The 16,562-nt window shown below is 74.1% G+C and carries 22 protein-coding genes; 9 read left to right on the forward strand and 13 right to left on the reverse strand.

Features of this window, described 5'->3' with window-relative positions:
* Positions 1-64 precede the first annotated feature (64 nt).
* Positions 65-808 (forward strand): hypothetical protein, encoded by a 744-nt coding sequence (locus tag TPA0908_RS11960; RefSeq protein WP_281937434.1) that lies wholly within the window; start codon positions 65-67, stop codon positions 806-808.
* A gap of 545 nt (positions 809-1,353) precedes the next feature.
* On the opposite strand, the gene TPA0908_RS11965 is transcribed toward TPA0908_RS11960, so the two are convergent.
* A complete protein-coding gene (locus TPA0908_RS11965; protein ID WP_281937436.1) occupies positions 1,354-2,106 on the reverse strand; it encodes a lysophospholipid acyltransferase family protein in 753 nt (250 codons plus the stop codon).
* Between the two features lie 44 nt (positions 2,107-2,150).
* Between TPA0908_RS11965 and TPA0908_RS11970 the strand changes: the two genes are divergently transcribed.
* Positions 2,151-2,750, forward strand: coding sequence for an alpha/beta hydrolase (locus TPA0908_RS11970; protein WP_281938560.1), 600 nt, complete (start codon positions 2,151-2,153; stop codon positions 2,748-2,750).
* 10 nt (positions 2,751-2,760) lie between these two features.
* Positions 2,761-3,153 carry a VOC family protein gene (locus tag TPA0908_RS11975; RefSeq protein WP_281937437.1) on the forward strand — a complete coding sequence of 131 codons (393 nt, stop codon included), beginning with the start codon at positions 2,761-2,763 and terminating at the stop codon, positions 3,151-3,153.
* Positions 3,154-3,178: 25 nt separating this feature from the next.
* On the opposite strand, the gene TPA0908_RS11980 is transcribed toward TPA0908_RS11975, so the two are convergent.
* The 7 genes from TPA0908_RS11980 to TPA0908_RS12010 form a co-directional block, all read right to left on the reverse strand.
* Entirely contained in the window at positions 3,179-5,239 is a 2,061-nt protein-coding gene (locus tag TPA0908_RS11980; protein ID WP_281937439.1) for an amylo-alpha-1,6-glucosidase, read from the reverse strand.
* Positions 5,239-5,610, reverse strand: coding sequence for an SCP2 sterol-binding domain-containing protein (locus TPA0908_RS11985; RefSeq protein ID WP_281937441.1), 372 nt, complete (start codon positions 5,608-5,610; stop codon positions 5,239-5,241). Before TPA0908_RS11985 ends, TPA0908_RS11980 begins: the two co-directional genes overlap by 1 nt.
* Positions 5,611-5,766: 156 nt before the next feature.
* Entirely contained in the window at positions 5,767-6,183 is a 417-nt protein-coding gene (locus TPA0908_RS11990; protein ID WP_281937443.1) for a CBS domain-containing protein, read from the reverse strand.
* Between the two features lie 66 nt (positions 6,184-6,249).
* Positions 6,250-6,933, reverse strand: coding sequence for a TMEM175 family protein (locus tag TPA0908_RS11995; protein WP_281937444.1), 684 nt, complete (start codon positions 6,931-6,933; stop codon positions 6,250-6,252).
* A gap of 108 nt (positions 6,934-7,041) precedes the next feature.
* Complete coding sequence (locus TPA0908_RS12000) at positions 7,042-8,064, reverse strand: aspartate-semialdehyde dehydrogenase (protein WP_281937445.1); 1,023 nt, start codon at positions 8,062-8,064, stop codon at positions 7,042-7,044.
* A 96-nt stretch (positions 8,065-8,160) separates the two neighbouring features.
* Positions 8,161-9,504, reverse strand: a complete 1,344-nt coding sequence (locus tag TPA0908_RS12005; RefSeq protein WP_281937447.1) for a M16 family metallopeptidase — start codon at positions 9,502-9,504, stop codon at positions 8,161-8,163.
* Positions 9,501-10,793 carry a M16 family metallopeptidase gene (locus TPA0908_RS12010; protein ID WP_281937449.1) on the reverse strand — a complete coding sequence of 431 codons (1,293 nt, stop codon included), beginning with the start codon at positions 10,791-10,793 and terminating at the stop codon, positions 9,501-9,503. Before TPA0908_RS12010 ends, TPA0908_RS12005 begins: the two co-directional genes overlap by 4 nt.
* An 80-nt stretch (positions 10,794-10,873) precedes the next feature.
* Between TPA0908_RS12010 and TPA0908_RS12015 the strand changes: the two genes are divergently transcribed.
* Positions 10,874-11,584, forward strand: a complete 711-nt coding sequence (locus TPA0908_RS12015; RefSeq protein ID WP_281937452.1) for a phosphodiesterase — start codon at positions 10,874-10,876, stop codon at positions 11,582-11,584.
* Here the strand turns inward: TPA0908_RS12015 and TPA0908_RS12020 are convergent.
* Positions 11,559-11,774: a hypothetical protein gene (locus TPA0908_RS12020; RefSeq protein WP_281937453.1), complete on the reverse strand. Its 216-nt coding sequence runs from the start codon at positions 11,772-11,774 to the stop codon at positions 11,559-11,561. The genes TPA0908_RS12015 and TPA0908_RS12020 overlap by 26 nt on opposite strands.
* A gap of 252 nt (positions 11,775-12,026) precedes the next feature.
* Here TPA0908_RS12020 and TPA0908_RS12025 point away from each other — a divergent pair, with 252 nt between their 5' ends.
* The 3 genes from TPA0908_RS12025 to TPA0908_RS12035 are packed head-to-tail and all read left to right on the forward strand — an operon-like array spanning position 12,027 to position 13,627.
* The gene (locus TPA0908_RS12025; RefSeq protein WP_281938562.1) at positions 12,027-13,124 is read left to right on the forward strand and encodes a 3-deoxy-7-phosphoheptulonate synthase; all 1,098 of its coding nucleotides are present in this window, start codon (positions 12,027-12,029) and stop codon (positions 13,122-13,124) included.
* Between the two features lie 40 nt (positions 13,125-13,164).
* Entirely contained in the window at positions 13,165-13,398 is a 234-nt protein-coding gene (locus TPA0908_RS12030; RefSeq protein ID WP_374709203.1) for a hypothetical protein, read from the forward strand.
* Positions 13,399-13,423: 25 nt separating this feature from the next.
* A complete protein-coding gene (locus TPA0908_RS12035; protein WP_107157081.1) occupies positions 13,424-13,627 on the forward strand; it encodes a hypothetical protein in 204 nt (67 codons plus the stop codon).
* Positions 13,628-13,682: 55 nt separating this feature from the next.
* Here the strand turns inward: TPA0908_RS12035 and TPA0908_RS12040 are convergent, their stop codons facing one another.
* Genes TPA0908_RS12040 through TPA0908_RS12050 form a run of 3 tightly spaced genes read right to left on the reverse strand, consistent with a single transcriptional unit; the run spans position 13,683 to position 14,871 of the window.
* Positions 13,683-14,243 (reverse strand): DUF1360 domain-containing protein, encoded by a 561-nt coding sequence (locus tag TPA0908_RS12040; RefSeq protein WP_281937455.1) that lies wholly within the window; start codon positions 14,241-14,243, stop codon positions 13,683-13,685.
* 11 nt (positions 14,244-14,254) lie between these two features.
* Positions 14,255-14,572, reverse strand: coding sequence for an SRPBCC family protein (locus tag TPA0908_RS12045; RefSeq protein ID WP_281937457.1), 318 nt, complete (start codon positions 14,570-14,572; stop codon positions 14,255-14,257).
* Positions 14,572-14,871, reverse strand: a complete 300-nt coding sequence (locus TPA0908_RS12050; protein ID WP_281937459.1) for a DUF6158 family protein — start codon at positions 14,869-14,871, stop codon at positions 14,572-14,574. The genes TPA0908_RS12045 and TPA0908_RS12050 overlap by 1 nt, the downstream gene beginning before the upstream one ends.
* Before the next feature lie 122 nt (positions 14,872-14,993).
* On the opposite strand from TPA0908_RS12050, the gene TPA0908_RS12055 reads away from it, so the two are divergent.
* On the forward strand, positions 14,994-15,413 hold the full coding sequence (locus TPA0908_RS12055; protein WP_281937461.1) for a hypothetical protein: 420 nt from the start codon (positions 14,994-14,996) through the stop codon (positions 15,411-15,413).
* Between the two features lie 25 nt (positions 15,414-15,438).
* Positions 15,439-15,768 (forward strand): DUF3817 domain-containing protein, encoded by a 330-nt coding sequence (locus TPA0908_RS12060; protein WP_281937463.1) that lies wholly within the window; start codon positions 15,439-15,441, stop codon positions 15,766-15,768.
* A gap of 7 nt (positions 15,769-15,775) precedes the next feature.
* On the opposite strand, the gene TPA0908_RS12065 is transcribed toward TPA0908_RS12060, so the two are convergent.
* A complete protein-coding gene (locus TPA0908_RS12065; RefSeq protein ID WP_281937464.1) occupies positions 15,776-16,285 on the reverse strand; it encodes a DUF6232 family protein in 510 nt (169 codons plus the stop codon).
* Positions 16,286-16,562 lie beyond the last annotated feature (277 nt).

Consider the following 16,562-nt stretch of genomic DNA (forward strand, 5'->3'; position numbering starts at 1 on the left):
TGACAGCCGCCCCGGTGATCGGTCAGGCTCACCGGTACCGCCAACCGTCCCGGGAGGTCGTACCGTGCCGGAGGACGCCGCACCCTTCTTCATCGGGCCACACCGCTTCGACGCCGACAACGACCCCAGCCGTCCCCTGCTCGACCGGCGCTACGCGCTGGTGCTCGACCCCGGTGAGCGGCTGCTCGCCCAGCACCGGCTGCCGGTCACCGGTCACCTGCTCGGCCCCACCGAGGACGTCCGTTGCTGGGCGTTGCCCGACGCGGCGTCGGTCACCGTGACCGACCGGCGGCTGGCGTACCTCTGCACCGGCTCCGAGCTGTCCCTGGTCCCCGGGCGGGGCGGCCCGACCGGCGCCCGGCACCGGCGCCAGGTCCGGCTGTCCCGCCTGGTCAGCGGTCAGATCCGCTGGCAGTGGCCGTCCCGGCTGGAGCTGGTCGAGATCGACGACGACACGGCGGAGCTGCGGGTGGTCTGCGACGCGCTGCGCACCATCCGGCAGCCGGCGCTGGCGCTCACCGGCCCGGTCGCCCTGGTCACCGCGCTGGCCCGGCAGGTACGCCGCGCGGTGGCCGGGTTCCGGCTGGCCCACTCCGATCTGGTCGACCTGTCCCCGCCGGAGCGGGACGCGCTCGCCACCCGGGTCGCGGCCTCCCCCGGTCCGACGGTGGGGGTGGTGACCCTGCCCGGTTCGCTACCGGTGGAGTTCCTGTCCCGCGACGACTACTACCGTCAGCCGGTGGCGGAGGAGTCGCCCTGGCCGCGGTTCGACTTCCTGGCCCGCGACCGACCCGGCTCCGCCTGCTGACCCTCGCCGGCCGTCGTCCCCCGATGCGGCCCGGGGCCGCGCAGGGCCGCCCGACCGCAGGGCCGCCCGACCGCAGGGCCGCCCGACCGCAGCCGCCCGCCTGGTCCTGCCGATCGGCGCCCGGGTAGACCCGACGTGGTCCAGTCCACGTGTCCGGGCGGCCTACGAACTTGATGGCATGGATGACTCATGAGCCTCGCGCCGCGAAGCCGGGGCCGGGGCCGGGGCCGGGGCCGGGGCCGGGGCCGGAAGGCAGGTCCACGCGCGAAGCCCTGACCGGAGTCGACGCGAAAGCCCGGGCCGGGAAGCGAACCGGGCTCGGCGCGGCCTCGTCCGGTCCGGCCCGCCGTGCTTTCGCCCCACCGCACTCCGCGGGCCGTGACCCATTCTCGCCATCAAGTTCGTAGGCTGCCGGGATTGCTCTCCCCGCCCGCGCGGCAAGGCGTGGTGCCGCCCGCGCGGCAAGGCGTGGTGCCGCCCGCGCGGCAAGGCGTGGTGCCGCCCGCGCGGCAAGGCAGGCCACCTGCCCTGCGCGGGCGGCACGGTCAGGAAGCGCTGCGGGAGCGGCGGTCGGAGCGGTCCAGCTCGACGGCCTGCTCGGGGGTGGGCGCGCCGCCGCCCAGGTGGGCCGGCTGCCACCAGGCGTCGTCCGGGCCGGCCGGCTGGTCCGGGTAGTCCCGCTGGGCGCGGTCGACGAGCGCCGACAGCCGGGTGCGCAGGTCGGCGGTGAGGGCGGTGGCGTCCGGGTAGGCGGCCGGGTCCATCGGCTCCCCCACCAGGATGGTGATCGGGGTGTGCCGGCGGGTCAGGGTGCGCGGGCGCCCCTTGGTCCAGAGCCGCTGGGTGCCCCAGAGCGCCACCGGCAGCAGCGGCACGCCGGCCTCCTGCGCCATCCGGGCCGCACCGTTCTTGAGGTCCTTGACGGTGAAGGACCGGCTGATCGTCGCCTCCGGGAAGACGCCGACCACCTCGCCCCGGCGCAGCGCGCCGACCGCGGCGGCGTACGACCCGGCGCCGGCGGCGCGGTTGACCGGGATGTGCTTCATGCCGCGCATCAGCGGGCCGGAGACCCGGTGCCGGAAGACGCTCTCCTTGGCCATGAAGCGGACCAGCCGGCGGGACTCGTGCGCGCCGTAGCCGCAGAAGATGAAGTCGAGGTAGCTCACGTGGTTGGACGCGAGCACCGCCCCGCCGGTGCGCGGCACGTGGTGGCTGCCGATCACGTCCAGGCGCAGGTCGAGAGCGCGGAACATCGTCTTGGCGGCGGTGATCACGGGCGGGTACACGAGTTCCGGCATCCGGCAACTTTACCGCGCGTAGGTTACCCGACCGTAGCGCCACTCTGCCCTGGGCAGAGCCGGCGTCGCTCGGCCTTCGGGTGGTCGCCGCCGACTACCGGCTCTCGCACGAGGCCCGCTGGCCGGCCCAGCTCGACGACGTACGCGCCGCCGCGCGGGCGGCCCGGGCCTCCGCGGACGGCCGGCCGCTGCTGGTCGGCGGCGACTCGGCCGGCGGGACGCTCGCCCTGCACCTGGCCCTGCGCGGGGTGGACCGGCCGGGCGACGTGACGGCCACGCTGGCGTACTGGGCGCCTGTCGACCCGCTCGACGACGAGCAGCGGCGCCGCCGGCCCCCGGGCGACGACCCGTGGGCCGACCTGCTCGGGCACCCGCCGGCCGCCGGTGATCCGGCCACCGCCGACGCCACCGCCGCCAGTCATCTCGGCGCCGGCGTGCCGGTGCTCCTGGTGCAGGGCCGGGACGACGTGCCGGTGCCGGCCGCGCAGGCGGTGGAGCTGGCCGGCCGGCTGCTCGCCGCCGGCCACCCGACGCACCTCTGGCTCACCCACGGCGGTCACGCGCTCGATCTGGCCCGTCCCGACCTGCGCGCGGTCACCGCCGCGTTCCTGGACAACGTCCTGCCGGCGGCCCGGGCCGACTAGGTTCGGTGGTATGCCCGATCTAGCCGCGATAGTCATCCACTGCCACGATCCGTACCTGCTCGTCCCGTTCTGGAGCGCGGTCAGCGGGCTGCCCGTGGCGGAGGCGGACCGGGCGAAGCTCGCCGGCCGTACGCTCGGGCCGGCCGAGGCGGTGCTGCTGCGCGACCCGCACGGGCGGCGGCCGGACCTGTGGATCAGCCCGGCCGGTGAGCTGCCCGCGCCCGGCCGGATCCACCTGGACCTGGTCGGCGACGCCGAGGAACGCGCCGCCGTGCTGGAGGCGGGCGCGACGGTGGTCCGCGAGCTGCCCCGGTGGACCGTGCTGGCCGACCCGGAGGGCAACGAGTTCTGCCTGCTGCCGCCGAACGAGGCGCACGCCGACGGGCCACCCGCCGGCCACTGAGCCGGCCAGGGTCAGCCGGCCGGGGTCAGCCGGCCGGGTTGTGCAGGTCGAGCCGGCCCCGGGCGAACGCGTCCACCCGGCCCCACCGGCCCGGAATGTCCAGCACCTCGATCCGCCCCATGCCGATCGGCAGCTGCGGGTCCACCGCCAGGTGCCCCTCGTGCGGCTCCAACCCCAGCATCGTCCGGATCAGCAGCAGCGGCGCCCCGGTCGACCAGGCCTGCGGGCTGCACGCGGTCGGGTACTCCACCGGGAACTTGGTCAGCTCCCGCTGGTAGCCGCCGAACGCCTCCGGCAGCCGGCCGTCGAAGTAGGTGGCCGCGTCCAGGATGCCGCTGGCGACCGTGGCCGCCTCGTCGGCGAAGCCGTACCGACGCAGGCCCCAGGCGACGAACGAGTTGTCGAACGGCCAGATCGTGCCGTTGTGGTAGCCGATCGGGTTGTAGCGGACCTCGCCCTCGGCCAGCGTCCGCACCCCCCAGCCGGACCAGAGCCGCGGCCCGACCAGATGCGCGGCGATCTGCGGCGCCCGCTCGTCGTCGACGATGCCGCTCCACAGCAGATGGCCGATGTTGGAGCTGAGCACGTCGCACTGCCGCCCCTCCGGGTCCAGGGCGAGCGCGTAGAAGCCGCCGTCGGCGACCCACCAGTCGCGGTTGAACCGCGCCTTCAGCTCCGCCGCCTCGCGTTCCAACTGATCGGCGTACGCGGGGTCGCCCCAGAACTCCCGGGCCAGGCGGGCGGCGCGCATCTTCGCGTCGTACGCGTACCCCTGCACCTCGCAGCTCGCCCGCGGGAACGGCGGCAGCGTGCCGTCGGCGTACGAGACGGAGTCCCAGGAGTCCTTCCAGCACTGGTTCTCCAGGCCGGTGTCGGTGTTGCGCCGCTCGTACCAGACGTAGCCGTTGCCGACCAGGTCGGCGTAGTCGTCGATCCACTTCAGCGCGGCGCGGCACTCCCGTTCCAGCTCCTTGACCAGCGCCACGTCCCCGCTCCACCGCTCGTACTCATCGAGCAGCACCACGAACAGCGGGGTCGCGTCCACCGAGCCGTAGTAGGGCGAGTGCGGCTGCTCCTCGAACGCGGCGGTCTCGCCGTACCGCATCTCGTGCAGGATCCGGCCCGGGTCCTCGTCCCGGAAGTCGTCGAACCGGGTGCCCTGGAGCGCGCCCAGGATGCGCAGCGTGGTCTTCGACATCTCGGGTGCGAACGGCAGCACCTGGAGGCAGGTGAGGATGCTGTCCCGGCCGAACATGGTCATGAACCAGGGCAGGCCGGCGGCGGGCAGCGTCTGCCCGCCCAGCGACAGCGGGGAGAAGCGCAGCGCGGCGAGATCGACCAGGCTCCGCCGGTAGGTCGCGGCGACCCGGTCGTGCTCGCTGTTGACCTTGGGGGCCCGGTCGATCCACTCCTCCAGGTCGTGCTGGAGCGCGAGCCGCTCGGTGCCGTGTGCGCGTAGTCCCATCCGCAGGTCCCGGCCACCCGGGCCGATGGCGAACGTCTGCACGTCGATGAGGACGTCCCACTGTTCGTTGGGCTCCAGGTGGATGCTCCAGGCGAAGCCCCGGTTGTCGTAGCGGGCCGGCTGGTTCGCGGAGAGGACCGTCTCCCGCTTGAAGTTGCCCCGCCGGTAGCCCAGCCGCAGCCGGTCCGACTCCGCCTCGGCGTACAGTTCGCCCTTCTTGTTGAGGATCTCGTCCTTGACCTGGAAGAGGTCGGCGAAGTCCGCGCCGGCGTCCATCCGGATCTCCAGGTCCACCGCGTTCTCGTCGTGGTTGAGCACGGTCAGCGTCTCCCGGAAGCTGCCGCCCACCGCCCGTTCCCGGATGACCGACAGCTTCGCGTCGACGTAGTGCGTGGCCATGCCGGGCACCAGGAAGAAGCGCGCCTCGTAGTACTGGAGGTCGTCGTAGGAGAGCGCGTTGAGCCGCTCGCCGTTGACCGTGAGCACCCACTTCGACAGGTACCGCGTGTCGAGGGAGAACAGCCCGGTCGGTTCCGTCGGCGTGGCCTCGATGTCCCCGGTGTCCTCGGAGACCACGAACGTGTTGCCGTCCAGGATCCGGACGGTGTTGTTCCCGGCCATCAGGCGGCCCTCCTGGCGAATGCGTGGCGCGGCCCGCGGGAGTCCGGCGGGCCCGGAAAGACGCGCTCGATCTGCAACACGAGCCGGAGGTCGCCGACGACCGTCATGTCGCCGCGCAGCAACGCCGCGATGGCGTTCTCCTCACCGTCGACGAGCGCCCGGAAGAGCCGGGGCTCGGTCCCGACCACGGTGTCCGCCTCGCCGTCCTCCTGCCGGACCCGCAGGTTGCCCCGGTCGATCTCCAGCAGCCAGTGCGTGGTCCGCGCGCCTTCGTGCAGGTCGAACCGGAGCGTCCCGGACGTCTTGACCAGCAGCGGCTCGAACCCGCGCCGGTCCAGGTCCTCGAAGAATCTCGTGGTCGTGTCCACCATCGAAGGTGACTCCTCCCGCGCTCGGCGGTCTCCTCGTCGACCGGACGGGTCCCCGCAGCGCCCCCGGGTCAACCTCGCCCGGATCGGGTGAGGCGACCGGACCGGAGACGCGGAACGCCGCCCCCGAACCGGGGGCGGCGTCACCGCGTCGGCAGGTCAGTTGTTGGGGTCGTCGGCGCTGATGTCGGCGAGCACCGACTGGGGTTCCCGCTCCACCGCCAGGTCACCCATCGACACCAGGCCGACCAGCTTCCCGTCCTCGATGACCGGGAGCCGGCGGACCGCGTACGTGCGCATCAGGTCGGCGGCGGCCACCGCGTCGTCGTACTGGCTCACCGTCACCACGTCCTTGCTGGTGATCTCGTTGAGCCGGGTGGTGGCGGGGTTACGGTCCTCGGCGACGCCCCGGACCGTGATGTCCCGGTCCGTGACGATGCCGACCACGTCGTCGCCGTCGGTCACCACCACGTCGCCGATGGCGCTGTCGCGCATCTCCTGCGCCGCCGCGGTGAGCGTGTCGTTGCCGTCCATCGTCACCAACCGGGTCGTCATGAACTCTCCGACCGTTGTCATGGTGCTCCCCTCTCGGTGTCGGCACCGCGGTCTACCCGCCGTCGCAGGCGGGGTAACTCGGGCGGTTCACCCCCGGCGCCGGATCCGCCGGCGGATCTCGTAGGAGCCGTTGCTGGACAGCCCGTAGAAGAGCGGCAGCAGCAGGAACACCACCAGCGCCACCGGCACGCTCACCCACCACCCCACCAGACCGGCGATCGCGTACGCGGCCACGCCGAACAGCGCGCGGAGCCGCTCGGCGGCGAAGAACCGGCGTGGCACACCGGCCTGGCGAAGCTCCGGGCGCCGGTGCAGGTAGTGGTACAGCCACAACCAGGTGGCCGAGAGGAGGACGCCGAGCAGCGCGTAGGCGCCGATCGCGACCCGCTCGTCGGACACGTCGCCCTTCTCCACCGCGCGGGAGACCAGCGCGGTCACGAACGGCAGCAGGGCCACGCCGAACAGCACCCCGAGGTTGGCCCAGTCCAGCCCACGGTCGGCGCACCGGACCCGGAGGAACGTGCCCTTGTGGTTCAGCCAGTTGACCGCCACGTAGAGGAAGGACGTGCCGAAGGCGAGGTAGACCGGCCACTGTTCGAGCAGGGCGTGCGGCATCCTGCCCGGCGTCACCTCGGGCACGCTCAGGTCGAGCACCAGCAGCGTGATGACGATGGCGAAGACCGCGTCGCTGAATCCGATCACCCGGGCCGTGTCCGAGCGCAGCCCGGCCTCGACCTCCTCGACGTCCCCGGTGTCGCGTCCGGCCGCCATCGGTGCCTCCGCCCGCCGGCGCGGGTCGCCGGCAACCGGCCCCGCATACCCGCTGCGGAGGCGTCCGTGCCGGCACGGACGCCTCCCGCGGTGCGGTCCCGGGCGGGGTCAGCGCTCGGCGGCGACCAGCTCGGCGAGCTGTACGGCGTTGAGCGCCGCGCCCTTGCGCAGGTTGTCGTTCGAGCAGAACAGCGCCAGCCCGTGCTCGACCGTCTCGTCCACCCGGATCCGTCCGACGAACGTCGGGTCCTGGCCGGCCGCCACCAGCGGGGTGGGCACGTCGCGCAGCGCCACCCCGGGCGCGCCGTCGAGCAGCTCGCGGGCGCGGGCCGGGTCGATCGGCCGGGCGAACCGGGCGTTGATCTGCAACGAGTGACCGGTGAACACGGGCACCCGTACGCAGGTGCCGGAGACCTTCAACCCGGGGATCTCCAGGATCTTGCGGCTCTCGTTGCGCAGCTTCTGCTCCTCGTCGGTCTCGTCGGAGCCGTCGTCGACGATCGAGCCGGCCAGCGGCAGCACGTTGAACGCGATCGGCGCGGCGAACGAGCGCGGCGCGGGGAACTCGACGGCGGTGCCGTCGAAGGCGAGCGCGCTCGCGCCCTCGGCCACCTTGCGGACCTGGTCGTCCAGCTCGGCCACACCGGCCAGGCCGGCGCCGGAGACCGCCTGGTAGGTGGCGACGACCAGGCTGACCAGCCCGGCCTCGGCGTGCAGCGGGCGCAGCACCGGCATGGCGGCCATCGTGGTGCAGTTCGGGTTGGCCACGATGCCCTTGGGCCGGTCGGCGAGGGCGTGCGGGTTGACCTCGGCGACCACCAGCGGCACCGCCGGATCCATCCGGTACGCCGACGAGTTGTCGATCACCACGGCGCCGGCCTCGGCGACCCGGGGCGCCAGCTCCTTCGCGGTGCTCTTGCCGGCCGAGAAGAGCACGATGTCCAGGCCGCGGTAGTCCGCGGTGGCCGCGTCCTCGACCGTGACCTCGCCGTCGCGCCACGGCAGCGCGCGCCCGGCCGACCGCGCCGAGGCGAACAACCGCACCTGCTCCGCCGGGAACTCGCGTTCCGCCAGCACCTGCCGCATCACGCCACCGACCTGGCCGGTGGCACCCACAATGCCGATCCTCATGCCCGCGAGGCTACCCAGCCGGGCCGGGCGGGCGGGAAGCGTTTCCCAGCGCGCGGGCCGGGGCGACGGGAATCACACACCCCGCCGCCCCACCGGTCACGCGTGGTCGACCACCTCGCCGAGGTCGGCGGCCACCAGCTCGTCCCGGATCACCGCCGCGTCGCCCTCGACCACAAGCGTCAGCGCCTCCGGGTGCAGGTGCGTCGCGGCGGCCGCGGAGACCTCCTCGACGGTGGCCGCGAGCAGCGCCTCGCGCAGCGTGGCGTGGTAGTCGTCCGGCAGGTCGTGCACCACCAGCGTGGTGAGCGCCGACGCGATCGCCCGCGGGCTCTGCAACTCGACCGAGAGCTGCCCGGCCCGCCAGGAGCGGGCCACCTCCAGCTCCTCCTCGGTCACCCCGGTCTCCCGGGTACGCGAGACCTCCCCCACGGACTCGACGAGCGCCGGCGCGGTCGCCGCGGTCTGCACGCCGGAGCTGACCGCGAACCGGCCGAACCGCCGCGACGAGGCGAAGTCGCCCCGGATCCCGTACGTGTAGCCGCGCACCTCACGGATCAGGTGGTTGAGGCGGGAGGTGAACGCGCCGCCGAGCACGGTGCCGGCGAGCGTCATCGGCACGTGGTCGGGGTGGCCGCGGTGCGGGGACGGGTGGCCCAGCCGCAGCGTCGACTGCACCGAGCCGGGCCGGTCGACCAGGATGACCCGCCGCCGGTCGGCGAGCGGCACGTCGATCGGGCCGCCCCGGTCGACCGGGCCGCCACCGGTGCCGACGAACGCCGCCGCGCCGAGTGCCTCCAGGTCGATCCGTTCCAGGTCGCCGGCGACGATCAGCGTGCCGGGGCGGATGAACCACTCCGAGTGGAAGACCGTGACGTCGTCCGCCTCCAGCGCGGCCACGCTGCCCGGGTCGCCGTAGAGCGGGCGGCCCCACCGGTGTGCCACGCCGAACAGGTCAGCGCGCAGCACCGCGTCGGCGCGCGGGCCCGGGTTGGCCCAGTCCATCCGCAGCGCGGTCGCCTCGTCGTCGCGGACCCGCAACACGTCGGCCGGATCGAGCCGCGGCGTGCGGACCGCCTCGGCCATCAGCTCCACCGCGGCGCTCAGCCGCTCCACCGGGACCTGCACGCTGACCTGGAACGAGTCCCAGTCGAGCCCGGTCACCAGCTCGGTGCCGAGCGCCTCGACGGCCAGCGCGTACGCGGTGGCGTCCCGGTGCGCGGTGCCCTCCTCCAGCGCCTTGGCCAGCACCGCGCCGAGGCCCTCCTTGCCGACCGGCTCCCGGCCGGCGCCGCCGTCGAGCAGCAGCAACGCGACGGCGAGGTTCTGCCCGGGCAGGTGCGCGGCGACCACCTGACCACCGGCCACCGTCCGCCGGACCACCTGGGGGAACCGGTAGGCGCGGGCGGCGCCCGGGCCGGGACGGGTGGCGATCAGCGTCATGAGGTCTCCTCGGGCAGGTAGGTCAGGATCGCCCGGTCGGCGGCGCCGAGCAGCTCGGTGGCCTGCTCGGCGATCTGCTCGGCGGTGACGGCGAGCCAGCCGGGCAGCCGGTCGGCGGCCCGGGCCGGGTCGCCGAACTGGGTGGCGTAGCGGCCGAGCGTGTCGGCGCGGCCGTCCACGGTGGACATCTGCCGCCACCACGAGGTGCTCAGCAGCGCCTTGGCCCGGTCCAGCTCGGCGGCGGTCACCGGCACGGTGGCCAGTTCGTCGACCACCTCGGCCAGCCCGTCGCGCAGCCGCTCGGCGGTCACCCCGGGGCGGGCGGTGGCGGTGGCGATCAGCGGGGCCGGCGCGTGCGCCAGGTCGACCCCGTACGCCCCGATCAGGTCCGGCTGGGCGATCCGTTCCCCGTCGGCGAGCCGCTGGTAGAGCCGGCTGCCCCGGCCGCTGCCCAGCACGGTGGCGAGGACCGTGGTCACGTCGTACCCGGTGGCGCCGAACGGGTGGGTGCGGTGCGCGAGGTAGACGCGGGGGGCGGGCACGTCGGCGGTGACCGTCTCCACCGCCGGACGGCCGGTCGCCGGCACGGTGCGGCCGTCCGGGGCGGGCGGGATGTCCGGGCGCGGCGCGAGGCCGCCGAAGTACTTGTCGGCCAGCGCGAACACCTCCGCGGCGGGGGCGTCGCCGACCACGGTGAGCACCGCGTTGTTCGGCGCGTAGTAGGTGGTGTGGAACGTCTGGAAGGTGGCCAAGTCGGCGGCGTTCAGGTCGGCCATCGACCCGATCGTGGCGTGGTGGTAGGGGTGGCCGGGCGGGTAGAGCAGCGGCAGCAGCCGCAGCCAGGCGTCGCCGTAGGGGACGTTCTCGTAGCGCTGCCGCCGTTCGTTCTTCACCACGTCGCGCTGGTTGTCGAGCGTCTCCTGGGTGAGCGCCGGCACCAGGCCGCCCATCCGGTCGGCCTCCAGCCAGAGCGCCAGCTCCAGGTGTTCGGCCGGAACGGTCTCGAAGTAGTTGGTCCGGTCCGGGTTGGTGGTCGCGTTGAGTGAGCCGCCGGCGCCCTGGATCAGCTTCATGTGCTCGGTCTTCGCCACGTTCACCGAGCCCTCGAACATCAGGTGCTCGAAGAGGTGGGCGAAGCCGGTCTGGCCCGCCGGTTCGTGGCGGGACCCCACGTCGTACCAGAGGTTGACCGCCACGGCCGGGGCGGTGCGGTCCTCGCTCACCACCACACGCAGGCCGTTGTCCAGTCGGGTCGTCTCGATCGGCCAGGGGAAACCGCTGTCGGGCATGGCACGACGCTATCCGATCCGGTGGGCGGAAAGGGGAGCCGCGCCCGCGTCGTCGCCGCGCGACGGGGTATCAGCTCGGCATGACCCCCGCACCGTCCGCCGTCGAGCGGGCCGCCGCCGCGCTGGCCCGGCTCCGGCACGCCCGGCTGCTGCATCCCGCCGGTCGCGTGTTCGCCGCCGAGGCGATGATCTGGGGTACGCCGGGACCGCCGACCGGGGTGCCGCTGCTGGACCTGCCCGGCCGGTGGCCGGCCACGGTCCGGCTCTCCAAGGGCACGCCGACGCCGCCCGGCTGGCCGGACGTGCTGGGCGTGGCGGTCCGGCTGCACCGGGACCCGGAACCGCCGATCGATCTGCTGGTCAGTTCCAGCGGCGCCGCGCCGGTGCTGCGCAACCTGCCGCTGCCCCGGCGGCGCTTCACCGGGACGTACACCTCGATCATGTCGTTCCGGGCCGGGGCCCGGCGGCTGTTCCTGGCCGTGCTGGCCGACCCGGACTCACCCGACCTGGGTCGCACGCTGGCCGAGGCCGACGCGGCGGTGGCCGGCGACGAGCCCCGGCTGGTGCTCGCGGTGGCCTCGGCGGTGGGTCCGTGGCGGCCGTTCGGCGAGGTACGCCTGAGCGGCCGGCACGGCGGCCCGGAGGACGCCGTGCCGGCCTTCGACCCGATCGGCAACGTGCCGCCGGGGCTGCGGCTGGCCGGCCCGCTGGCCCGGTTGCGGGACGCCAGTTACCGGGGGTCCCGCCGCGGCCGGGGCGCGCCGCTCAGTCGGGAGGCTCGACGGGGGTGACGGTCTCGGCGGACGTGCGGTGCTCCAGCACCGTGTCCGGGGCGGCGTTCTGGTCCTCCTCCCGGAGATCCGACTCGGCGAGGATCGCGTCGGCCTGGGCCTGCGCGTCGTCGCTGCCCGCCGCCGCCTCCTCGGGCAGCAGGTGCGCACGGGATTCGATCCGGTCCTGGTCGCTCTGATGGTGGCTCATGGCTTCTCCCATACCCCGCGTCCCGCTTGGCGGAACGGCACGGGCATTCCCGGGCGCGTCGGGTACGCTGGCTGACGTGACGCGGTCGTATCGATGGTTTAGGCAGCCGGCTGGAGGAGCCGGTGACTCGACCGTGAGCTGACGTCACCTCCTCTTCGAGCCGGCCGGGCAGGGATGATTCCCTGCCCTTTCGCATGCGAGCAGCCGGCTCGACACCCTGGGCGCCGGCCCCGGGGCGCGGTCGGCGGAAGGATTCCCACCGTGACCACGTCTCCGGACGCCCGCCGGGTCATCGACCAGCGGATCGACCGCGTCGTGCCGTTGACCACCCCGGCCCTGCTCCACCATCACCTGCCGCTCGACGCGCCGCTCGCCGAGGCCGTCATCGCCGGCCGGCGCGCGGTCGCCCGGGTGCTGGACCGCGCCGACGACCGGCTGCTGGTGGTGGTCGGCCCGTGCTCGGTGCACGACCCGGCCGCCGCGCTGGAGTACGCCGGACGGCTGCGTGAGGCGGCCGACCGGGTCGCCGACGACCTGCTCGTGGTGATGCGGGTCTACTTCGAGAAGCCGCGCTCGACCGTGGGCTGGAAGGGTCTGATCAACGACCCGGCGCTTGACGGTTCGGGCGACGTGAACACCGGTCTGCGGACCGCGCGGGCGCTCCTGCTCGACGTGCTGCGGTTGGGCCTTCCGGTGGGCTGCGAGTTCCTCGACCCGATCACCCCGCAGTACATCGCCGACACGGTGGCCTGGGGCGCGATCGGCGCCCGGACCGTGGAGAGCCAGGTGCACCGGCAGCTCGCCTCCGGCCTGTCCATGCCGATCGGCATGAAGAACCGCCCCGACGGCAGCATCGGCACGGCTGTCGACGCGATCCGGGCGGCCGGCGTACCGCACGTCTTCCCCGGCATCGACGTCTCCGGCATCCCGGCGATCATGCACACCCGGGGCAACGCCGACGGGCACCTGGTGCTGCGCGGCGGTGGTGGCCGGCCCAACTACGACGCGGAGTCGGTGGCCGGGGCGCTGGACCTGCTGCGCGCCGCCGGACTGCCCGAACGCGTGGTGATCGACGCCAGTCACGCGAACAGCGGCAAGGACCACCGCAACCAGCCAGTGGTCGCCGCGGACGTGGCCGGGCAGCTCGCCGCCGGGCAGCGCGGCATCGTGGGGATCATGTTGGAGAGCTTCCTGCACGCCGGCCGGCAGGACCTGGACCCGACCCGGGAGCTGGAGTACGGCCGGTCGATCACCGACGCCTGCATCGGCTGGGACACCACCGACGAGGTGCTCGACCACCTGGCCCAGGCGGTCCGCGCCCGCCGCGCCGCGCTGCCCACCCCCGCCTGAGCTCCGTTGGGCGGCGTTTGACCGGTTCGGGGCCGGGTAGGTGGTCGGCGTGACCGATGACGCGCCCGTGACCGAGCAGCCGGACACCAGGCCGCTCGACGACCTGCTCGACGACCTCTACCACGGCCAGGAGCGGATCAGTCAGACCGACATCTACCGCCGCGCGGTGGCCGCCGAGCTTCCGGCGGAGCTGCTCACCCGGATCGCCGCGCTCCCCCAGGGCGAGTACGCGGTGGACGAGGTGGCGGACCTGCTGGGCGGCACGGTCGCCTGAGCCCCCGCCGACGAGAGGACCCGACATGACCGACCGCGAACCCGAGCACGAGCACCTGGCGGCGCTCGGCCAGCCCCCGGAGGGCGTGGACACGCTGCCGGAGCCGGACTTCGCCAACGAGCACGACCGCACCGCGGTGGACCGGGACATCGTCACCGGGGAGGACGAGCGGGAGCCGGAGACGTCACGCGGCTGGGCCGGCGAGGACCACGGCACCACCCCTACCTGATCGAGCGGTACGACGGAGGGGCCGGCGCGTACGCGCCGGCCCCTCCGTCGTACGGTCACTCCCCGTGGTGTCCGCCCTTGGCGGCCCGCTGGGCCACCGCGTACCCCATCTGGAGGAAGTCGGACGCGGCGACCGCGGTCAGCGCGGTGGCCACCAGCCGGGTCAGCCGGGGGGCCAGCACCAGGCCGCCGGTGAGCCCGGTGGCCACCCACACCGCCAGGCAGAACGGGCAGCTCACCAACTCGCCGAGCGCGTGCCGGGTGGGGCTGCCCTCGTCCCGGACCTGCTCCATCACCTCGCCGCTGCCGATCGGGTGGTCGTAGCGGGTGAACGGCGCCCGCAGCGGACTGGTGATGGCGTCCTTGGACAGCAGCCGGCTCAGCTTGTGCGTGGCGATCGAGAGCAGCACCACGTCAGCGGGCGAGGGCCGCTCCGGCACCGGTCGGCCGGTGGCCCGGACCAGCCCGACCAGCGCGCCGGTCACGCCGGCGTAGGTGCCCATCGCCTTCAGGTATCCCTCCAGCGGCCGGTGCTCGTGCGGCGCGTACGCCTGGCGCAGACGCGCCACCTTCTGCTTCAGGCCACTCCCGGTCAACCCGGTCTCCCTCGTCGTCATGACGGCCGGGCTCAGCCGGCGGTCAGGTTGTCGCCGACCTCGCGGTCGAGGTTGGCCAGGATCTCGTCGGCCAGGCCGTGATCGGGGCCGGCCAGGTCCAGCCGGACGCGGGCGCCACCGGCGTCGGCCGGTTCCACGTCGATCTCCGCGGACCAGTCGGCGCTGCTCCACCGCGCCCGCATGTCGTCGGCGTCGAGCACCTCCACCCGGCAGGCGCCGGAGCCGCGCAGCTCCTCGGGCAGCCAGGCGGCGGACCGGTCCGGGTCGGTGGCGGTGTTGAACACCACCTCGGGCGGCGCGGACATGCCGCGCTCGGCGTGGCTGGCCATCAGGCGTCCCGCAGCCGGTGCGGGTCGATCTCCCGGCCGGGGTGCCGGGCCAGGTACTCGGTCTCCAGCTCCGCGGTGCGGCGCAGGTGGTTGGCGAGCGCGGAGTCGGTGGCGTGCCGCAGCGTGTCCAGCCGGGTCCGGTGCAGGCTCTGCACCTCCCGGATCAGGTCCTCGTCGCTCAGCTCGGCGGGATCCACGCCGGGCAGGTCGCCGTCGGTGGCCCCGGCGCGGGCGTGGTCACCGTCCCACTCGGTGACGCGCTGCTCCGGGCTGGTGTCCCGGCGTACCGATTCGGTCATCGTCGCCCCCTCGTCTCGTTCGGGCTGGCGACTAGACGGATGCCCACCCGCTGTGCCACCAAACCCACGCCACCTACGACGCCGCGTCGGAGACGACCGCCGGCCCCGGTACCCTCGATGGCATGCAGCGGCTCCGGACACCGGCGTGGATCGCCCGCCACGTGGCCATGGTCGTGCTGGTGGTGGGTTTCCTCGGGCTGGGCTGGTGGCAGGTCACCCGCGCCGCCGGGGGCAACGCGCTGAGCTTCGGGTACGCGATCGAGTGGCCGGTCTTCGCCGGCTTCGTGGTCTTCGTCTGGTGGCGCGAGGTGCGGCACGCGCTGCGGGCCGCGCCCGGTCCGTCGGCGGAGGACGCGCCGCCGGCGACCGCCGGCGACGAGCCGGTCGCGCCGACCCCGGCGGTACGCCGGCCGGTGCGCGTCGCCCGGGTGCCGTCGACGCCGACCGAGGGCGCGGACGACGGCGAGCTGGCCGCGTACAACCGCTACCTTTCCTGGTTGAACGCCAATCCGGGCGCCCGGCCCGGCGACTATCCCGGCTGAGGCCGGTGCGGAAGGACGGACGACGGTGGGCGGAGCCCTTACCCGGTACCGCGTGATCGCCTGGATCGTGGGCGTGGCGCTGGTGGTGCTGGTCCTGATCGGCATGCCGCTGAAGTACGGCTTCGACAACCCGAGCGTGGTGGCCGTGGTGGGTGTCGCGCACGGCTGGCTCTACATGCTCTATCTGGCGCTGACGTTCGACCTGTCCCGCCGGGCGGACTGGCCGCTGAAGCGGATGCTGCTGGTGATGCTGGCCGGCACCGTGCCGTTCGTCTCGTTCTACGCGGAGCGGCGGGTGAGCCACTGGGTGGCCGCCGAGCGCCGGTCGCGCACCCCGGAGCCGGTGGCCGGCTGACCGGGGCTCAGCGCGTCGGGCGCCACGGGCCGGTGCCCGGCGGGTCGGTCCGGCCGTCGCGGCGGGCCCGCTCCCGGGCCTGGCGCAGCGCGTCGGCGACCTGACCGAACTGCCGTTCGTCGTCGCTGCTGAACAGCAGTTCCTCGGTGCCCCGGAGCCGGCCCCACAGTTCGTACGCGGGGGGCCGCCAGCGGTCGCCGACGAGCACGAGCAGCAGCGGCAGCAGCCCGACCGCGCCGAGCGTGAGGTACGCCCCGGCGGTGAGCCGTTGCAGGCCGCCGGTGAAGCCGAGCAGCAGCCCGGCCGACGCGATGAGCGCGGCGGTGGCGGCGACCGCCCGGACGGCGAGCCGGTCGTGCGGGCCGCGGGCGGCCCGGAGCTGGGTGATCTCGGCGACCGGCCAGCTGGTGCGGCCGACGGTGAAGCGTTCGGCGGTGACGACGATGCCGGGCCGGGCGTAGAGCAGGCCGGGCGCGGTGCTGCGGGGCGGGTGGGTGGCGGAGCGGTCGGTCTGCACGGTGGCCTCCCGGGGCACGGATCCCGCGATGGGAATCCCGGATCCGGGTCCCATTGTGTGGCGCATTCGCCATGCCGGAAAACGGTCACCGACCGTGAACGTCATCATTGTCACTTTCCGACACTTTGCCAACTTTCGCCCCTGCTTGAACTCCCGTTCACTCCGATCACGGGTTAGGTTGTCCAGGTCGGTCCGGTCGACCGCCATCCGCCTGGATGGCGCCGGCCCGGCGTCGACGGGTCGTCCAGACGCGGCCCGCCGACCGTGGAGAGGAGCT

Origin of the sequence: Micromonospora sp. AKA38, assembly GCF_027925725.1 — a bacterium.
GTDB lineage: Bacteria > Actinomycetota > Actinomycetes > Mycobacteriales > Micromonosporaceae > Micromonospora.